This window comes from Granulicatella sp. zg-ZJ, assembly GCF_010892355.1.
Taxonomy (GTDB): Bacteria; Bacillota; Bacilli; order Lactobacillales; family Aerococcaceae; genus WM01.
On the sequence record NZ_WNJY01000011.1, the window covers coordinates 13,305 to 31,202 of the forward strand.

General features: G+C 34.6%; 18 protein-coding genes. All 18 read left to right on the forward strand.

The annotated features are described in order from the left end of the window. Positions 1-11: 11 nt before the first annotated feature. The 18 genes from GMA11_RS04465 (at position 12) to GMA11_RS04550 (ending at position 17,616) form a co-directional block, all read left to right on the forward strand. On the forward strand, positions 12-1,451 hold the full coding sequence (locus GMA11_RS04465; RefSeq protein WP_163546022.1) for a PTS ascorbate transporter subunit IIC: 1,440 nt from the start codon (positions 12-14) through the stop codon (positions 1,449-1,451). A 14-nt stretch (positions 1,452-1,465) separates the two neighbouring features. Beyond that, a complete protein-coding gene (locus tag GMA11_RS04470; RefSeq protein ID WP_163546023.1) occupies positions 1,466-1,750 on the forward strand; it encodes a PTS sugar transporter subunit IIB in 285 nt (94 codons plus the stop codon). 81 nt (positions 1,751-1,831) lie between these two features. After that, positions 1,832-2,317, forward strand: coding sequence for a PTS sugar transporter subunit IIA (locus GMA11_RS04475; RefSeq protein WP_163546024.1), 486 nt, complete (start codon positions 1,832-1,834; stop codon positions 2,315-2,317). Between the two features lie 11 nt (positions 2,318-2,328). Next, on the forward strand, positions 2,329-2,997 hold the full coding sequence (locus GMA11_RS04480) for a 3-keto-L-gulonate-6-phosphate decarboxylase UlaD (RefSeq protein ID WP_163546025.1): 669 nt from the start codon (positions 2,329-2,331) through the stop codon (positions 2,995-2,997). Between the two features lies 1 nt (position 2,998). Then, the gene (locus GMA11_RS04485) at positions 2,999-3,862 is read left to right on the forward strand and encodes an L-ribulose-5-phosphate 3-epimerase (RefSeq protein ID WP_163546026.1); all 864 of its coding nucleotides are present in this window, start codon (positions 2,999-3,001) and stop codon (positions 3,860-3,862) included. Further along, positions 3,862-4,557, forward strand: a complete 696-nt coding sequence (locus GMA11_RS04490) for an L-ribulose-5-phosphate 4-epimerase (RefSeq protein ID WP_163546027.1) — start codon at positions 3,862-3,864, stop codon at positions 4,555-4,557. The genes GMA11_RS04485 and GMA11_RS04490 overlap by 1 nt, the downstream gene beginning before the upstream one ends. Before the next feature lie 435 nt (positions 4,558-4,992). Continuing rightward, positions 4,993-5,877, forward strand: a complete 885-nt coding sequence (gene murQ, locus GMA11_RS04495; RefSeq protein ID WP_163546028.1) for an N-acetylmuramic acid 6-phosphate etherase — start codon at positions 4,993-4,995, stop codon at positions 5,875-5,877. A gap of 265 nt (positions 5,878-6,142) precedes the next feature. Further along, on the forward strand, positions 6,143-7,513 hold the full coding sequence (locus tag GMA11_RS04500) for a serine hydrolase (protein ID WP_205422888.1): 1,371 nt from the start codon (positions 6,143-6,145) through the stop codon (positions 7,511-7,513). A gap of 1 nt (position 7,514) precedes the next feature. Further along, a complete protein-coding gene (locus GMA11_RS04505) occupies positions 7,515-7,877 on the forward strand; it encodes a DUF2620 domain-containing protein (protein ID WP_163546029.1) in 363 nt (120 codons plus the stop codon). Between the two features lie 15 nt (positions 7,878-7,892). Beyond that, positions 7,893-9,209, forward strand: coding sequence for a YhfT family protein (locus GMA11_RS04510; RefSeq protein WP_163546030.1), 1,317 nt, complete (start codon positions 7,893-7,895; stop codon positions 9,207-9,209). Between the two features lie 12 nt (positions 9,210-9,221). After that, positions 9,222-10,109, forward strand: a complete 888-nt coding sequence (locus GMA11_RS04515; RefSeq protein WP_163546031.1) for a phosphotriesterase — start codon at positions 9,222-9,224, stop codon at positions 10,107-10,109. Then, on the forward strand, positions 10,106-11,191 hold the full coding sequence (locus tag GMA11_RS04520; RefSeq protein WP_205422889.1) for an aminotransferase class V-fold PLP-dependent enzyme: 1,086 nt from the start codon (positions 10,106-10,108) through the stop codon (positions 11,189-11,191). The genes GMA11_RS04515 and GMA11_RS04520 overlap by 4 nt, the downstream gene beginning before the upstream one ends. Positions 11,192-11,205: 14 nt before the next feature. Further along, positions 11,206-12,129: a GntR family transcriptional regulator YhfZ gene (gene yhfZ / locus GMA11_RS04525; protein WP_163546032.1), complete on the forward strand. Its 924-nt coding sequence runs from the start codon at positions 11,206-11,208 to the stop codon at positions 12,127-12,129. 10 nt (positions 12,130-12,139) lie between these two features. Next, entirely contained in the window at positions 12,140-12,487 is a 348-nt protein-coding gene (locus GMA11_RS04530) for a PRD domain-containing protein (protein WP_163546033.1), read from the forward strand. Position 12,488: 1 nt separating this feature from the next. Continuing rightward, positions 12,489-13,643 carry an alanine racemase gene (locus tag GMA11_RS04535; RefSeq protein WP_163546034.1) on the forward strand — a complete coding sequence of 385 codons (1,155 nt, stop codon included), beginning with the start codon at positions 12,489-12,491 and terminating at the stop codon, positions 13,641-13,643. Between the two features lie 5 nt (positions 13,644-13,648). Continuing rightward, positions 13,649-14,869: a phosphopentomutase gene (locus tag GMA11_RS04540; RefSeq protein ID WP_163546035.1), complete on the forward strand. Its 1,221-nt coding sequence runs from the start codon at positions 13,649-13,651 to the stop codon at positions 14,867-14,869. Next, positions 14,866-15,867, forward strand: a complete 1,002-nt coding sequence (locus tag GMA11_RS04545; RefSeq protein WP_163546036.1) for an amidase family protein — start codon at positions 14,866-14,868, stop codon at positions 15,865-15,867. Before GMA11_RS04540 ends, GMA11_RS04545 begins: the two co-directional genes overlap by 4 nt. A 147-nt stretch (positions 15,868-16,014) precedes the next feature. Continuing rightward, complete coding sequence (locus GMA11_RS04550; RefSeq protein ID WP_163546037.1) at positions 16,015-17,616, forward strand: CTP synthase; 1,602 nt, start codon at positions 16,015-16,017, stop codon at positions 17,614-17,616. The last annotated feature ends 282 nt before the right edge of the window (positions 17,617-17,898 follow it).

Sequence of the window (17,898 nt, forward strand, 5' to 3'; positions counted from 1 at the left end):
AGGGAAATACAGTGGATATCGTTAAAGGATTGATAGAGTTCTTCTCTAAAAACATATTACAAAAACCTGAGTTTTTTGTAGGGTTACTCGTTATTATTGGTTATTTATTATTAAGGAAACCATTACATGAAGTTTTTGCAGGATTTGTAAAAGCAACAGTAGGATATATGTTATTAAATGTTGGTGCCGCAGGATTGGTTGTGACGTTTAGACCGATTTTGGCAGCACTCAATCAAAAATTCCAATTAAATGCGGCCGTTATTGATCCGTATTTTGGATTGGCTTCTGTCAATAGTTCTTTAAAAGAAACATTACCTGATTTTGTTAGTGTTGCGACAACAGCGCTATTGATTGGTTTTTTAGTGAATATTGTTTTAGTACTATTTAGAAAAATTACAAAAGTACGTACACTGTTTATTACAGGTCATATTATGTTGCAACAAGCAACAACAATCTCATGGATTATTTTATTCTTAGTACCTGAATTACGTAATCAAATGGGTGTATTAGTTATCGGATTATTATGTGGTTTGTATTGGTCTGTAACATCTAACTTAACAGTTGAAGCAACACAACATTTAACAGGTGGTGCAGGATTTGCCGTTGGGCACCAACAACAATTAGCTGTTTGGGTAACAGATAAATTGGCGGCAAAAGTAGGGGATCCTAAAAAAGGATTAGATGATTTGAAATTACCTAATTTCTTATCTATTTTCCATGACAACGTTGTTGCATCTGCAACATTGATGTTATTATTCTTCGGTTCTATTTTAACGATTTTAGGTCCAGATATTTTAACAAATAAAGATATTGTTGGGAATGCGGTGTTTGATCCTAAAAAACAAGAATTCTTTATGTACATTATTTCAACAGCATTAACATTCTCTGTTTATTTAGTGATTTTAATGACAGGGGTACGTATGTTTGTTTCTGAATTGACACAATCATTCCAAGGTATTTCAAATAAATTATTATCTGGTTCAGTACCTGCTGTGGACTGTGCAGCAACATATGGATTTGGTTCACCTAATGCCGTGTTATTCGGATTCGTATCCGGTGCTATTGGACAATTTATCACAATTGGTTTGATGATTTTATTCCAAAGTCCAGTCTTAATTATTACTGGTTTTGTACCTGTATTCTTTGATAATGCAACGATTGCCGTGTTTGCCAATAAACGTGGTGGTGCTAAAGCAGCTATTTTATTCCCGTTTCTTTCAGGGATACTACAAGTTGTCGGTGGTGCATTAGCGGTTATGCTATTACATTTAAAAGGTGGATATCATGGAAATATCGACTTCACAACAGCATGGGTCGGTGCAAGTGGATTATTTAGTGTATCTGGTATTATCGGTATTGTCTTAATCGTATTAGGATTTTTAGCAATCCCACAATTACAGTACTTGAAAGCAAAAGACAAACAAAAATATTATGAATCACAAGTTCAATAGTGGAGGAATTATATATGTTAAAAGTATTAGCAGCCTGTGGTAACGGAATGGGCAGTTCAATGGTTGTCAAAATGAAAGTAGAAATGGCACTTCGTAAAATGGGTGTGTCTGATTTTAAAACAGACTCTTGTTCTATTGCTGAAGCAAAAGGAATGGCAAGTCAATATGATGTTGTCATTGCATCAAAACATTTGATTTCTGAATTACAAGGACGTACACAAGGTCATCTTGTTGGTTTGGATAATTTAATGGACGATAAAGAAATTTCTGAAAAATTATCAGAAGTACTACATGTATAAAATATAAAGGATTGAACAATCAACATAAAAGGGATTTGAACCTGTTCAATCCTTTTATGTTGAATGATAAGGAGGACAACAATGAATTTAAAACAAGCATTACTTGATAATCAGTCAGTTTGTTTAGGTCTAAGTGCAACAACATGGGAGGAAGCAGTCAAATTAGCTGTTTTACCGCTCATTGCTAGTCAAGCTGTTGAAGAACAATATTATGATGCCATTATTGAATCAACAAATGAATATGGACCATATTATATTTTAATGCCCGGTATGGCAATGCCTCATGCAAGACCAGAAGCAGGTGTGAATAAGGATGCTTTTTCATTGATAACTTTAAAAGAACCCGTGACTTTCTCTGACGGAAAAGAAGTGAGTGTTTTAATTGCTTTAGCAGCAACCAGTTCAAAAATACATACAAGTGTTGCCATTCCACAGATTATTGCATTATTAGAGCTAGAAAATTCGATTGCACGTTTATTGGCGTGTCAATCTGCTCAAGATGTCTATGATTTGATTGATGAGTCAAAAGATAGTCCGTATTTAGAGGGGTTAAACTTAGAAGAATAGGAGCGTACACGATGACAAAACATATACCAAATTTACAAGTTGCCTTAGATCATTCTGATTTAACAGGAGCAATTACTGCTGCCGTATCAGTTGGACAAGAGGTAGATATTATTGAAGCAGGAACAGTGTGCTTATTACAAGTCGGTAGTGAATTGGTTCAAGTTTTACGAAACTTATTTCCAGATAAAATTATTGTAGCCGATACAAAATGTGCAGATGCAGGAGGAACTGTTGCAAAAAATAATGCAGTTCGTGGAGCAGATTGGATGACATGTATTTGTTCAGCAACCATTCCAACGATGCAAGCAGCAGACAAAGCAATCAAAAAAGAACGTGGTGATAGAGGCGAAATTCAAGTTGAGCTATATGGTGATTGGACTTATGAGCAAGCACAAATGTGGTTAGATGCAGGGATTAGTCAAGCCATTTATCATCAAAGTAGAGATGCTCTTTTAGCCGGAGAAACATGGGGAGAAAAAGATTTATCTAAAGTGAAAAAATTGATTGATATGGGATTTAGAGTATCTGTTACAGGTGGATTAAACATTGATACATTAGCTTTATTCAAAGGTGTTGATGTGTATACATTTATTGCAGGTCGAGGGATTACAGAAGCTGAAAATCCTGCTCAAGCAGCACGAGCATTCAAAGATGAAATTAGACGTATTTGGGGTGAGTAGTATGAAACGTCCAATCGGTCTTTATGAAAAAGCAACACCTAAGCAGATGACCTGGCCAGAAAGATTATTATTTGCCAAAGAATTAGGTTTTGATTTTGTCGAAATGTCTATTGATGAAACAGATGCACGTTTATCACGTTTAGATTGGTCAAAAGAGGAACGGTTAGATATTGTTAAAGCCATTTATGAAACAGGAGTACGCATTCCAAGTATTTGTTTTAGTGGACATCGTCGTTATCCATTGGGTTCTAGTGATGCTTCAATAGAAGAAAAATCATTAGTGTTAATGCAAAAATGTATTGAGTTGGCACAAGATTTAGGTGTTCGTGTCATTCAATTAGCCGGATATGATGTGTATTATGAAGAAAAATCTCCTGAAACACGACGTCGGTTTATGAAAAATTTAAGAAAAGCGTGTGATTGGGCAGAGCAATGTCAAGTGATTTTAGCTATCGAAATTATGGATGATATGTTCATCAATAGTATTGAAAAATATTTAGCGATTGAAAAAGAAATCAACTCTCCGTATCTATTTGTGTATCCTGATACAGGTAATGTTTCTGCATGGCATAATGATTTGTATAGTGAATTTTATTTAGGGCATAAATCAATTGCCGCAATGCACTTAAAAGATACATACGCCGTTACAGAAACACAAAAAGGACAATTTCGAGATGTACCATTTGGCAAAGGATGTGTTGATTGGGAAGAATGCTTCCGTGTGTTGAAAGAAACTAATTATCAAGGTGCATTTTTAATTGAAATGTGGTCTGAAAATTGTGATACAGTCGAAGAAACAAAAGCTGCCATTCAAGAAGCTCAAGCCTTTTTATATCCATTATTAGAGAAAGCGGGGTTACGATAATGCTAGAAAATCTAAGAGAACGTGTCTATGAAGCTAATTGTGATTTGCCTAAGCATAAATTAGTGAAATTTACATGGGGAAATGTGAGTGCCATTGATAGAGAAACGGGTTTAGTCGTTATTAAACCAAGTGGTGTTGACTATGAAAAACTATCTCCTGAAAATATGGTGATTACCGATTTAAATGGTAATATTGTTGAGGGTACATTACGTCCATCCTCCGATTTAAAAACACATCTTGAGATATATAAAGCATTTCATGAAGTGGGCGGTATCGTACATACACATTCTAGCCAAGCAGTTGCGTGGGCTCAAGCAGGACGAGATATTCCTTTCTACGGGACAACACATGCTGATTACTTTTACGGTTCAATTCCTTGTGCAAGATCACTCACAGCAGAAGAAATCAATGGGGATTATGAAAAGTCAACAGGAGATGTCATTATTGAAACATTTCATCATAGACACATAAATCCAATGGCGGTTCCCGGAGTAATTGTTAGAAATCATGGTCCTTTTACATGGGGTAAAACACCAGAAGAGGCTGTTTATCACAGCGTTGTTTTAGAAGAAGTGGCCGACATGGCAAAAAACACAGAATTACTTTGCCCTAATGTTGAACAAGCACCACAAGTGCTAATGGATAAACACTATTTGCGTAAACACGGTAAAAATGCTTATTATGGACAAAAGTAAAGAAAAGATAGAGCTACCATCAAAATGAAAATATGGGAAACTAACCGTTTGTATAAATGTAAATAAATATTCCTAAATAGAAAACGACTTGAAATCAACTCGTTGAACTTGTTGATTTCAAGTCATTTTTAGGTGACTTTATAATAAATCGTGTTGGTGGATTATTTCCACCAACACGATTTACTATAGAGCCATAATTTAAAAGGTGTTGATGGCTTCCGAAAGGAAGCTATCAACACCAAATAGTATAGAGTGATAATTGTCGAATAGTCATTTAAAAAGATATTGGCATTTAGAACAGTTCTATTTTTGTAGTTCGTTATAGATAGGTTGCCTTATCTATTATTTGTTTAGTGGGATGTAACGAAGAAGTGCTATTTGTTATAGATAAAACATTCTGAAAGCATTATAATATTTAATATAAGAGGTGATAATATGCAAGAACATATAACAGAAACAAGATTACAAGAAAGTATGGCATTGGATACAATGTCTATTTCCGAAATTACCACACTTATCAATCAAGAAGATGGTAAAGTTGCTCGATGTGTGAAAGAGGCGTTACCAAGTATCAATCAGTTGATTGAAATGGTCGTTACTATATTAAGCAATCAAGGAAGACTTATTTATATTGGTGCAGGAACAAGTGGTAGATTAAGTATATTAGATGCAAGTGAATGTGTTCCGACCTTCAATGCACCTTGTGAAATGATTCAAGGAATTATTGCTGGAGGAACAAGTGCGATAACACAAGCAGTAGAAGGTGCAGAAGATGATACCGAACAAGCCGTTCTTGATTTAAAAGCTATCTCTTTTTGTGAAAAAGATATATTGATTGGCGTAGCAGCTAGTGGTAATACACCCTATGTTGTGAGTGCATTAGAATATGCGCATTCAATAGGTGCTAAAACAGGTGCGATTGTATGTAATAAACATTCAAAAATGTCTGCTCTAGCAGATTATCCAGTTGAAGTTTTTGTTGGCTCAGAAGTGTTGACTGGTTCAACAAGAATGAAAGCAGGAACTGCACAGAAAATGATTTTAAATATGATTTCAACAACAGCGATGATAAAATTAGGAAAAGTGTATCAAAATCTAATGATAGACGTTGTGGCAAGTAATGAAAAATTGTACAAAAGAGCTATTTCAATTATTCAAGAAGCAACAGGTTGTACAAAAATAATGGCGGAAAAAACATTTTTATTGGCTAATAAGCGAACAAAAGTAGCAGTTGTCATGATTTTATTTAGTGTATCAAGTCAAAAAGCAGAAGAATTACTCTCTCAATATAAAGGATTTATTCGTGAAATTGTTGATTGACAACAGTGTACACTCACGAGAAGAAAAGGTTTACATTTTAGAGAGTATATATTATAATGTTGGTAATTGAAGATAGGTAACGTTTTCATCTTTGTATCTTTATGATTTTTCAATGTACAAAAAAATGTATATTGAAAAAATAAAATAAACGAAAGAGAGGCTCGTATTTGGAAAGGGTATGGAGAATATTAAATACCTATATCAATTAGCTGGTAACAATGGAACAAATCACAATGATTAGGACAATAATGAAAGGGAGATACTTATGAGAAAAACACTCACATTATTTTGTAGCGTTGCATTATTGAGTTTTGGATTGAGTGCTTGTACCCAAACACCAACAAAGGACACAATGACTAAGCCAGATACATCAACAACAGTTACAATGGCTAAACCAAATGAGAATTTAGCATTGGAAAAATCTATAGATGGAATTGCTTATACTTATGTTCGTAGTCAGCTAGCAAAAGATAATCCAAAAGCTGTTCCAGGTGCTCAAATTGCCATTATGAAAGACGGACAATTAGTGTTTAATAAATCCTACGGTGTGATACAAGCATTTGATTTTGCGAATAATCCACCTACTAAGGTAGAAAAGCCAATAGCTGTGACGAATGATACATTATTTGACTTAGCATCCGTGACAAAAATAAGTGCAACAACCCAAGCTATGATGCATCTTGTTTATGAAGGGAAAATAAAATTAGATGATAAAGTAGCGACTTATTTACCAGACTTTGCTAAAAACGGTAAAGAAAATGTGACAATAGGGCAATTATTAAGTCATACATCTGGGCTACCACAATGGAAAGCTATTTATTTATATGCCAATACACGTGAAAAAGCGTTAGAATATATTGAAAATCAACCATTGATGTTTGAAACAGGCACATATAAATATAGTGACTTAGGTTTTATGACATTGGCATTTGTTATTGAAAAAATAACAAATCAACCTTTTGATACTTATGTTGAAAAAACAATTTATGAGCCACTTGGTTTAAAACATACAATGTTTAATCCGTTGTCAAAAAATATTGATAAAAATCAAATTGCTGTAACATCATACGGAAATCCTTATGAATTAAGAATGATAGATGAAGTGAACTATCCTAATTTTGGATATGATATGAGTGAAGATAAAGATGCATTTGATAAATTTATGAATTGGCGTCAAGTGGAATTACAAGGTGAAGTAAATGACGGAAATGCTGGTATGGCAAATGAAGGAATCGCAGGACATGCAGGGCTATTTTCAACAGCTTCAGATTTAGCTAAATTATATCAAGTTTTATTAGATAAAGGAAAAAGTGGACAAACAGTTTTATATGATGAAACAGTGTTAAATGCCTTTTTAGAAGATGTCCATACAGAAAAAAGTGGTACAGTTCAAGCACATGGTTTTATTAAACATAATGCATGGTTAAAAGAATTATCTGATGACGCTTTAGGACATAATGGATTTACAGGTACATACGTGACAATTTCTCCAAAAGAAAATATTGTTATTATTTTATTGACAAATAAAATGAATAATGGACAAAAAGAAAACGGAGCCTATAATGTCATCAATGATTTTGCTGCATCTGTAAACTATACTGTAAAAAATATTTATCTAGAAAAAATGGAGAAATAAAATGAAAAAAATTGTTATTGGTGGGCAAATTGATAAAGAAGAAGTGAAGCAACTAGTTGAAGCGTATGGAGAAAATCGATACGATATTTCAATTAAAAATGATTTAGATGCTGCAATGGCAGTAAAAACAGGAGCAGCAGATTACTACATTGGAGCATGTAATACAGGTGGTGGCGGTGCCTTAGCAATGGCTTTAGCTTTATTAGGTAGACAAGAATGTGTCACTATCTCTATGCCCGGTCACGTTATGAGTGATGAAGAGATTATAGAAAATGTTAAAAGTGGTAAAAAAGCATTTGGCTTTACAGCACAACATAAAGAAATCGTTATTCCAATCATTATGAAAGCATTAAATGAACAATAATAAGGGAGAATAAATATGGAAACATCAAAAATTTTAGAATTAGTCGTAATTGCCTTATTAGGTGGATTATGTGCCATTTTATCAAATAAAGGTATTGCCGTTTTTAATGACGGATTAAGACCTATTTTACCAGAATTTTTAGAAGGTAAAATTGGGAAGAAAGAACTTGCAGCAACAAGTTTTGCATTAAGTTTTGGTTTAGTTATTGGATTTGGTATTCCAGTATCTATCGGGGCATCTATTATTTTAGTACATAGTATTTTATTGATGACAGACATTATCGGCTCATGGGCACCAGAAGGAAAACTTGGTTTAGTCTTATCTGGTGGTGTTGGAGCAATCTATGGTATTGGTCTTGTTTTAGGATTGCAAAAAGTCGTTGATTTATTCGCTATGTTACCTGTGAATTTCATGCCGTCATTATCAGTTGTTGGAGCACCAATTATTGTTGCATTCAGTATTTTCCCAGCGATTGCTATTGCAAGCCAACATGGTATGAAAAAAGGTGCAGTGGCATTAGGTGCAACATTATTAACACTTGTTTTTGTAAAACGTTTTGGAACAATCACATTAGACAATGGAACAGCTATTAAATTAAGTGCAGAAGGTATGTCATTATTAGTTGGTATGATTTTTATGATTATTTTTGCCATGATGGTAAAAAGCGATGGTACAGAATCAAACCAAGCATTAGTTAGTGTCTTTTTAGAACGTGTGAATCGCATTAAGAAAAATTGGTTATGGTTAGCATTAACAGGCGGATTAGTTGCTGCAGCAACAAGTTTATTGATTATTGCAGGAGATCCAATTTCATTAAACTTATTAAAAGATGCGAAATTTAATGAAGCAGCATTAGCAGCATTTGCGCGTGGTATTGGTTTTATTCCACTTGTTTTCTCAACAGCGATTGTAACAGGTGTGTACAGTCCAGCGGGAACAACATTTGCGTTTGTTGCAGGTATTGCTTTACATGGTAATCCAGCTGTTGCCTTTGTTTTAGGTGCTTTGTTAATGTTTGTTGAAGTTCAATTATTATCTTTAGTAGCAAAAGCATTAGATAAATTCCCAGGTATTCGTGACATGGGTGAACATATTCGTACAGCGATGAATAAAGTGTTAGAAATAGCTTTATTAGTCGGAGGTGCTATGGCGTGTGAGCAAATTGCTCCTGGAATTGGTTATTTCTGGGTAATCGGGTTACTATTGTTAAACAGAAAAGCGAAAAAACCAGTTGTTGAATTGGCAGTAGGACCAATGGCAACGATTAGTTTAGGTATTATCGTAAATATTTTATATTTGATTGGTTTATTTATCCCAGTCGTTGCTAAGTAATGAGGTGTTTCTATGACTTGGATAGACGGCATCACGTATATGCACGAACATACAACCATTGACTTATCTCGTTTAAAAGGCATTGATGACACAAATTTAAACTGTTTTGATGAAACAGTTCAAGAGTTTAAGGGATTATATGAAAGAGGCGTTCGTAATATTGTCGATGTGACGAATTTAGATATGAAACGTAATCCTGTATATGTCCAAAAAGTTGCTGAATTAACACAAATAAATGTGATACAAGCAACAGGTTTTTACCAAGACAAATTTTTACCCGACTTTGTAACAGATGCAAGTGTGAAACAATTAGCTGATTTTATGATAAAAGAAATCACACAAGGCATTGCGGATACAACAATCAAAGCACAAATTATTGGTGAAATCGGTACGAGTAAAAATCTAATGACAGACAGAGAAAGAAAAGTGTTCGAAGCCTCTGTTATTGCACATAAAGAAACAGGAGTTCCTATTACTACACATACAACATTAGGGACATACGGACATGAACAAATTGCCTTTTTCAAAAAACAAAAAACAGATTTAGAAAAAATTGTTATTGGACATGTTGACTTAACAGGTAATGCGGAGTATGTTTTATATATGTTAGATCAAGGTGTTTACGTCGAGTTTGATACAGTTGGAAAAGAAAATTATCAACCTGATTTGACGAGAATAAACATGTTAAAAGAAATTGAAAAAAGAGGATATATAGATAAAGTATTCTTATCAATGGATATTACAAGAAAATCACATTTAACGTATCAAGGTGGTATGGGGTATGCGTATTTATTGGATACTTTTGTTCCAATGGCACTAGAAAATGGTGTGAGTGAAACATTTATTCGTAAAATGCTAGTGGATAATCCTAAAACCTTTATGAAAGGAAGTAAATCATGACATATCCTTTAACGAGTTTAACGCTTGAAGAAGCACAACAATTACAATTTAAATTGGTCGATGCGATTACCAAATATTTTTCTGGAACAGACATTTTAAGTTATGGTGATTTAGGTGTTGTGAAAGGATTGAATCAACCGAGTGTCACGAAAAAAGTGGAAACTGTATTAGCAGATTTTTTCAATGTTGAAGCTACTTTACTTGTACGAGGAGCAGGAACGAATGCTATTCGATTAGGATTACATGCTTTATTAAATAGTGGACAAACGGTACTCGTACATGATGCACCCATTTATCCAACAACAAAAGTGTCTATCGATATGCTAGGATTACAGACAATAAAAGCGGATTTTAATGACAAAAAAATTGTTCAAGAATGCTTGAAAAAACATCAGATTGATGCTGTTTTAATTCAAGTAACTCGTCAGAAGTTAAATGATTCATACGATTTAGAAACACTTATTACATGGATAAAAGAATTCGCACCAACGATAAACATCATTACAGATGATAATTATGCTGCTTTAAAAACAAAAGGTATTGGTGCAGAATTAGGAGCAACACTTTCTTGTTTTTCAACCTTTAAATTATTAGGACCTGAAGGCATTGGCTGCATTGCAGGAAAACGTGAGTATATTGAAAAACTAAAAGCAGAAAATTATTCTGGTGGAGGGCAAGTACAAGGGTATGAATCGTTAGAAGTATTAAGAGGTATGGTGTATGCACCGGTTTCTTTGGCGATTTCTGCGAATGTGGGAACAGAGCTGTGTCGTCGATTAAATGAGGGTGAAGTAAAAGGTGTTAAAGGAGCTTATATTGCTAATGCACAATCAAGAGTTGTTATTGTGACATTGGAAGAACCGATTGCCAAAGACGTGATTGAAACAGCTTGTCAGTTAGGTGCTCTAGGACATCCGGTAGGAGCAGAATCAAAATATGAATTTTGTCCATTGATTTATCGTGTATCTAGCACATTTAGACAAGAAAATCCACAAGCTGAAAGTACAATGTTACGTATCAATCCAAATCGAGCAGGAGTAGATACAATTATTCGCATATTATCTCAAGCAATGAATCAATAAAAAGGTGGACCTGTATGGTAGAGTTATTTTTGAAGAAAAAAGGCGACGTTATTTATCGTTTGGCGTCAAATTTACTACAATTAAAAAAAGGAGATCGTTTACCTAGTGTATCTGAATATCAAGAATTATTCCAGGTATCAAGAGGGACTGTCCAAAATGCTATGGCGTATTTGAAAGAAGCAGGAGCATTTCAAAGTAAATCTAAAGGACATTTAGGTTCTTATATTGAAAGCGTTGATTATAGTATTTTACAAACTTTTGCTTTGTCGGATACGATTATGGGTACTATGACTCTACCATACTCTAAATTATATGAGGGGTTAGCAACGGGGATTTATGATGAATTTAGAGAAAATCGTGTGAAATTAAATTTAGCTTATATTCGAGGATCAAAAGAAAGATTAAAGGCTGTTGCTAGAGAAAATTATCATTTTGCTGTTTTATCAAAATTCGCAGCGTTAAAAGCTATAGAGGAAAATACACCTATTGACATTGTTGTTGATTTTGGTAAACATACGTATTTAAGTGAACATATCTTGATTTTTGCAGATAAAAAGGCATCTGAAATTATCAATGGTATGAAAGTGGCAATCGATTATAATTCAATTGACCAACAATTATTAACAGAAAAACTCATTTACGAAAAAAATGTTGAGTTGGTAGAAGTCCCCGGGCATCAAATAGTATCTGCTGTACGTCAAGGAATTGTTGATGTGGGTGTATGGAATTATGATGAAATTGTTGATAAAAACTACCAAGACATCCATTATATCAAACTTTCTAGCGATATATTAGATGAACAAATGAGTACATCGGTCATTGTGGTGCACACACAAAATAAATCCTTGCAAGCATTCTTTAAACAAAGTTTTCAAACAGAGAATGTCTTGACAATTCAACGTGCTGTTTATACAGGGACGATTATCCCTCAATATTAGGAGACAGATTATGATAATAGAAAAATTAAACATATTAGAACAAGGTACAATTATTGATAGTGAAACAAAAGAATGGGTAATCAGAATCCGTGAAGCATTAAAAATGTATGACGAGTGTTTGGGTGACACGGAAATGGAAGTATTTTTAATTCATTTAGCAATGGCAGATGCTCGTCGGAAACAAAATGATACATCTGTTCAAGCTATGGATGACGCGTTTTTTAAAGAAGTTCAAGAACATGAAAAATATGCTCTAAGTCAACAAATTTATACAGAGTTATTATCAGACAAACATTTTTCTGAGCCAGAAATGACCTATATTTATTTGCATCTTGTCAATATGTTAGGAGGGAATTGATGTGTTTTTAGATATCACATTAACAAGAAATCCTAAACTACTCGAAGTTGCTAAAAATTTACACCAATCCGGTGATATTTTGCCAGACACGTATGTATTAGATTTGGATACGATTTTACAAAATGCAAGAGCAATGGCAGATGTGGCAAAACAGGAACAAGTGGAATTGTTTTATATGCCAAAACAATTTGGACGCAATCCACTTATTTCCAAAAAAATTAGTGAAACAGCTATTTCAAAAGCCGTTGTTGTCGATTATAAAGAAGCTTTGTTGTTGATGAAACATCAATTACCTTTAGGGAATGTAGGACATTTGGTTCAAATTCCTAATACTCTACTTGAGAAAATCATTGCTTATGGGACAGACTATATCACTGTTTTTTCAATGGAAAAATTACAACAAATTGTAGATGTGGCAAAACGTTTACAAAAAAAGCAGCGTGTATTATTAAAAATCATTGAGCCAACAGATACAATTTATGAAGGACAGTATGGTGGTTTTCATCTATCACAACTAGAAGAAGTCGTGACGTATTTAAGTCAACAGTCTTATGTAGAATTAGGAGGATTGACATCATTTCCTTGCTTTTTATTTAATCAAGTTGATGATATTGTACCAACTAAAAATATACAAACATTGCAAAAAGCTAAAGAGTTTTTAGAAGAAAAAGGTATCACAAATCTTGCGATCAATATGCCATCTGCTACATCGACATATACAATTCCTAAAATTAAAGCACTGAATGGGACACAAGGTGAACCAGGGCATGCCTTAACAGGAACAACACCATTACATCAAGTGACATCTTTGATTGAAAGACCGGCTATGGTCTATGTGAGTGAGATTTCACATTGTTTAGACAATCATGCCTATTTCTATGGTGGAGGGTACTATCGTCGAGGACATTTTGAACATGTTATTGTCTATGAACCTTTCAGAGTTGTAAGAGATACATTGATGCCATTTGATTGTGAAAGTATTGATTATTATTTAAAAACAGAAAAAGAACATGCAGTAGGCAGCACGGTTTTAGCGGCCTTTAGAACACAAATTTTTGTCACAAGAAGTGACGTTGCTGTTGTATCAGGAATACAAACAGATAATCCTAAACTAGAAGGGATATTTGATAGTTTGGGTAATCAAATAAGAAGGTGAAAAAAGTGGGACGATTTATTGTGATCGTACTGGATAGCTTTGGCGTTGGTGCCATGGACGATGTTTCTCAAGTCAGACCGATTGATGTCGGAAGTAATACAGCAAAACATATTATACAAGCATCTCCAACTATTCAGTTACCAACATTAGAAAAATTAGGATTGATGAACGCCATTGGCGAAGAACTACCATCTCATTCTTTTTCTAAAACAGCAAATTATGGGACGAGTGATTTAGCTCATTATGGAGCAGATTCATTTTTAGGGCATCAAGAGATTATGGGGACAACACCTAAAGTTCCTTTAATCGAGCCTTTTAATGAAAAAATAGATGATGTCGAGTGTCATTTATTACAACACGGATATAATGTCAGACGTCTTGGAGAAAAAGGTGCACAAATTTTAATTGTCAATAATGTCGCAACTGTTGGCGATAATTTAGAAACAGACGCGGGTCAAGTCTATAATGTATCCGCTTGTTTAGATAGCATCTCTTTTGAGGACTTGAAACAATTAGGACAAAGAGTAAGAGAAGTGGTACACGTATCACGTGTGATTGCTTTTGGTGGTCAAAAAATAACGATTGATGATTTATTACATGCTTTTGAAGTAAGAGGCACACATATTGCAGGTGTAGATGCTCCAAAATCCCATGTTTATGAGTGTGGTTATCAAGTGGTGCATCTAGGATACGGCATTGATAAAAACACACAAATCGCAACAATTCTCGATAAAAAAAATATCACTGTTTCTTTTTTAGGAAAAGTAGCAGATATTGTTCAAACAGAAAGCACACGTTTATTTCCTGGAGTGGATTCAAATACATTATTTGATTCACTCATAAAAGAAGTAAAAGACATCTCGCATGGTTTTATTGCCTTGAACATTCAAGAAACAGATTTAGCAGGGCATGCACAAGATGTGCAACGCTACGCCGATAGACTTGAGTTAAGTGATAAACGTATCGAAGAATTGTTACCATTGCTTGTCAAAGGCGATGTACTTATTGTCATGGCAGACCATGGAAATGACCCAACGATTGGACATAGCAATCATACACGAGAAAAAGTGCCTTTGCTTGTATATTCACCAACTATTGAAGGGAAATATATTGGACATAGACAAACATTAGCTGACGTGGCAGCGACAGTGGCCGATTACTTTGATGTAAACATGCCACAACATGGACAATCTTTCTTAGCAAATATTTTTGAGGAAAAAGCATGAACAGAATAAAGCACTATGCTTTTAAAACATTTCTAGCTTTGTCTAATGTACATAAATCTGTTTGCCGTGTTTTTCCTAATGCTCTTATAAACATAACAGAGCATTCTGGATATTATATGGGTATCAAAAATGTTCCAGATATTAAAAATTCTTTTATTCAATCGTTAGAATCGTTAGGATACATTTTACATACTGTGGATAAAGCAAGTCTTGGTGGTAGGGGTATCGACATTGATTTGAAAAATCCATTAACAGGACAAGCAATGACCGGTTCATCAAGTGGAACGGCAATGAATGTTTTTCTTAATATCAATGATATAGGTATTGGAACAGACGGAGGAGGCTCCGTTTTAGCGCCAGCACTGGCTTTGAATGTATGTAGTTGTATACATGGATTATTGGGAAAAGATGCTGTGAATGAGGGAACGGTCAAACGCTCAACAGATGGTATACCGTTCACCGCCTCTTTAGGCATTTTGTCCAAAGAATTATCACATATTCAACGCATTATCTATCATCAAATTCCACTCACGGCTGAATCACATTCACACGTGAACATCGCAATAGATAGTGCTATAGATTTACCTTATCCCAAAATAGATATAACCGACAAGTATACACTATCTCGCCAAGCGCTGATTGAACGCTTAGAATGTTTATTACAGTCATATGACATCATTATTTCTAAAGAAGGACCTGTTGATTATCACGGTTTTGGCGAAAGTATTTTTGGACATTTTGACCAAGGAACGCAAACGATTCAACAAAAAGCAAATAAAGGCTTTATACGTGTCGCCAATATGTGTCATGCCATGGCAGTAACTGTACCATCTACAGAATTATCGACAGGATATGTTTTGATATGTCGAACAACTAATAAAACAGTGGTTGATACATTATTTAAACTAGCCGACCAATTAAAAGCTCCTAAAGATACATTAGTCGAACAATATTTTGGGCGTTTAGATCAATATTTTACTGGTGGAAAATCAGTTTAAGTATTTTTTACTTGACCTTTTTCTTCTATCAGCGTATTATTCTATTTGGGCTCCCTTTTTGTAGGGACAGTTGATTTCCCCCATTCCTTTTGGAGTGGGGGCTTTATTATGTTAACAACCCATAAAGAGATAAGGAGGAAGTCAAATATGACAAAATACATTTTTGTAACAGGTGGCGTAGTGTCATCTATTGGAAAGGGTATTGTTGCAGCATCATTAGGAAGATTATTAAAAAATAGAGGATTTAAAGTCACTATTCAAAAATTTGACCCATATATTAACGTTGACCCAGGTACGATGAGTCCGCTACAACACGGAGAAGTGTTTGTAACAGATGACGGTACAGAAACGGACTTAGACTTAGGTCACTATGAACGTTTTATTGATATTAACTTAAATCAATATTCAAATGTGACCACAGGTAAAGTTTATTCAGAAGTGTTACGTAAAGAACGCCGTGGTGACTATTTAGGAGCAACAGTTCAAGTCATTCCACATATTACAAATGAAATTAAAGAAAAAATCATGCGTGCCGGTGAAACAACAGATTCAGATATCGTCATTACAGAAGTTGGTGGCACAGTGGGGGATATCGAGTCTTTACCATTCTTAGAAGCACTACGACAAATGAAATCTGATGTGGGGTCACAAAATGTTGTTTATGTGCACACAACACTTATTCCATACTTAAAAGCTGCTGGCGAAATGAAAACAAAACCAACACAACACAGTGTTAAAGAATTACGCAGTTTAGGTATTCAACCAAATATTTTAGTTGTACGTACAGAAAAACCATTACCAAATGGTATTCGTGAAAAATTAGCATCATTTTGTGATGTTGACGAACGTGCCGTTATTGAATCTCGTGACGTGGATACATTGTATACTATCCCGTTATTACTACAAGAACAAGGCATGGATCAACTCGTATGCGACCTATTCGGTCTAAAAAGTGCTCCTAAAGCAGAAATGTCCGAATGGAAACAATTAGAACAAACAGTTCTAAACTTAAAAGAGAAAGTAAAAATCGCAATTGTTGGGAAATATGTATCTTTACCAGATGCCTATTTATCTGTTGCAGAAGCCTTAAAACATGCTGGCTATGCACACAATGCAGATGTAGAAATTGACTGGGTACCAGCAGAAGACATAACAGATGAAAATGTTTCCCAAAGATTAAAAGATGCCAAAGGTATTTTAGTACCAGGTGGTTTTGGAAAACGTGGTATCGAGGGTAAAATCGCCACTATTAAATATGCACGTGAAAATAATATCCCGTTCTTTGGTATTTGCTTAGGTATGCAATTAGCATGTATTGAGTTTGCTAGAAATGTCGTTGGTCTAGAGGGAGCTGATACAGCTGAAGAAAACCCAAATGTAACACATAATATTATTGACTTAATGTCTGATCAAGTAGACCAAGACACAATGGGAGGTACATTGCGCTTAGGTTTGTATCCGTGTGTATTACAAGAAGGTACATTAGCTCGCTCATTATACGGCGAAGAATTAGTACACGAACGTCATCGTCATCGTTATGAATTTAACAATGCGTATCGTGAACAATTAAGCGAAAAAGGATTGATATTCTCAGGTGTATCTCCAGACGGACGTTTAGTTGAAATTATCGAATTGGCAAATCACCCATTCTTTATCGCTGCACAATTCCACCCAGAATTTGTATCACGCCCAACAAGACCACAACGTATTTTTAACGGTTTTGTAAAAGCTGCTTTGGAACAAAAATAATATCGTGAAATCCGTCCAAAGAGCATCATGCTCTTTGGACGGATTATTGTTTATAAAATGCGGGAACAAAAAACGTATATTTGTTCATAGTATCTTTGCTTTTTAAATAAATATTGTGGATAATAATGTAATAAAAATGATTATAATATTCTTCATATCTTTTTGCTGAGCCAATCCAAATCCTAGAATTGCAAGACAACTATGCCGAATAGATAATTTCCCCGTCGCATAGGCAATCACTAAAATACAGACTAATAACAATAGTGGTATATTTTTTTTGAG

Bases quoted from the DNA above. Each gene is read 5' to 3' on its own strand.
- GMA11_RS04515 (WP_163546031.1), top strand. From the start codon at position 9,222: ATGACTTGGATAGACGGCATCACGTATATGCACGAACATACAACCATT.
- GMA11_RS04520 (WP_205422889.1), top strand. From the start codon at position 10,106: ATGACATATCCTTTAACGAGTTTAACGCTTGAAGAAGCACAACAATTA.
- GMA11_RS04485 (WP_163546026.1), top strand. From the start codon at position 2,999: ATGAAACGTCCAATCGGTCTTTATGAAAAAGCAACACCTAAGCAGATG.
- GMA11_RS04500 (WP_205422888.1), top strand. From the start codon at position 6,143: ATGAGAAAAACACTCACATTATTTTGTAGCGTTGCATTATTGAGTTTT.
- GMA11_RS04530 (WP_163546033.1), top strand. From the start codon at position 12,140: ATGATAATAGAAAAATTAAACATATTAGAACAAGGTACAATTATTGAT.
- GMA11_RS04470 (WP_163546023.1), top strand. From the start codon at position 1,466: ATGTTAAAAGTATTAGCAGCCTGTGGTAACGGAATGGGCAGTTCAATG.
- yhfZ (WP_163546032.1), top strand. From the start codon at position 11,206: ATGGTAGAGTTATTTTTGAAGAAAAAAGGCGACGTTATTTATCGTTTG.
- GMA11_RS04550 (WP_163546037.1), top strand. From the start codon at position 16,015: ATGACAAAATACATTTTTGTAACAGGTGGCGTAGTGTCATCTATTGGA.
- GMA11_RS04510 (WP_163546030.1), top strand. From the start codon at position 7,893: ATGGAAACATCAAAAATTTTAGAATTAGTCGTAATTGCCTTATTAGGT.
- GMA11_RS04505 (WP_163546029.1), top strand. From the start codon at position 7,515: ATGAAAAAAATTGTTATTGGTGGGCAAATTGATAAAGAAGAAGTGAAG.
- GMA11_RS04480 (WP_163546025.1), top strand. From the start codon at position 2,329: ATGACAAAACATATACCAAATTTACAAGTTGCCTTAGATCATTCTGAT.
- murQ (WP_163546028.1), top strand. From the start codon at position 4,993: ATGCAAGAACATATAACAGAAACAAGATTACAAGAAAGTATGGCATTG.
- GMA11_RS04545 (WP_163546036.1), top strand. From the start codon at position 14,866: ATGAACAGAATAAAGCACTATGCTTTTAAAACATTTCTAGCTTTGTCT.
- GMA11_RS04475 (WP_163546024.1), top strand. From the start codon at position 1,832: ATGAATTTAAAACAAGCATTACTTGATAATCAGTCAGTTTGTTTAGGT.
- GMA11_RS04490 (WP_163546027.1), top strand. From the start codon at position 3,862: ATGCTAGAAAATCTAAGAGAACGTGTCTATGAAGCTAATTGTGATTTG.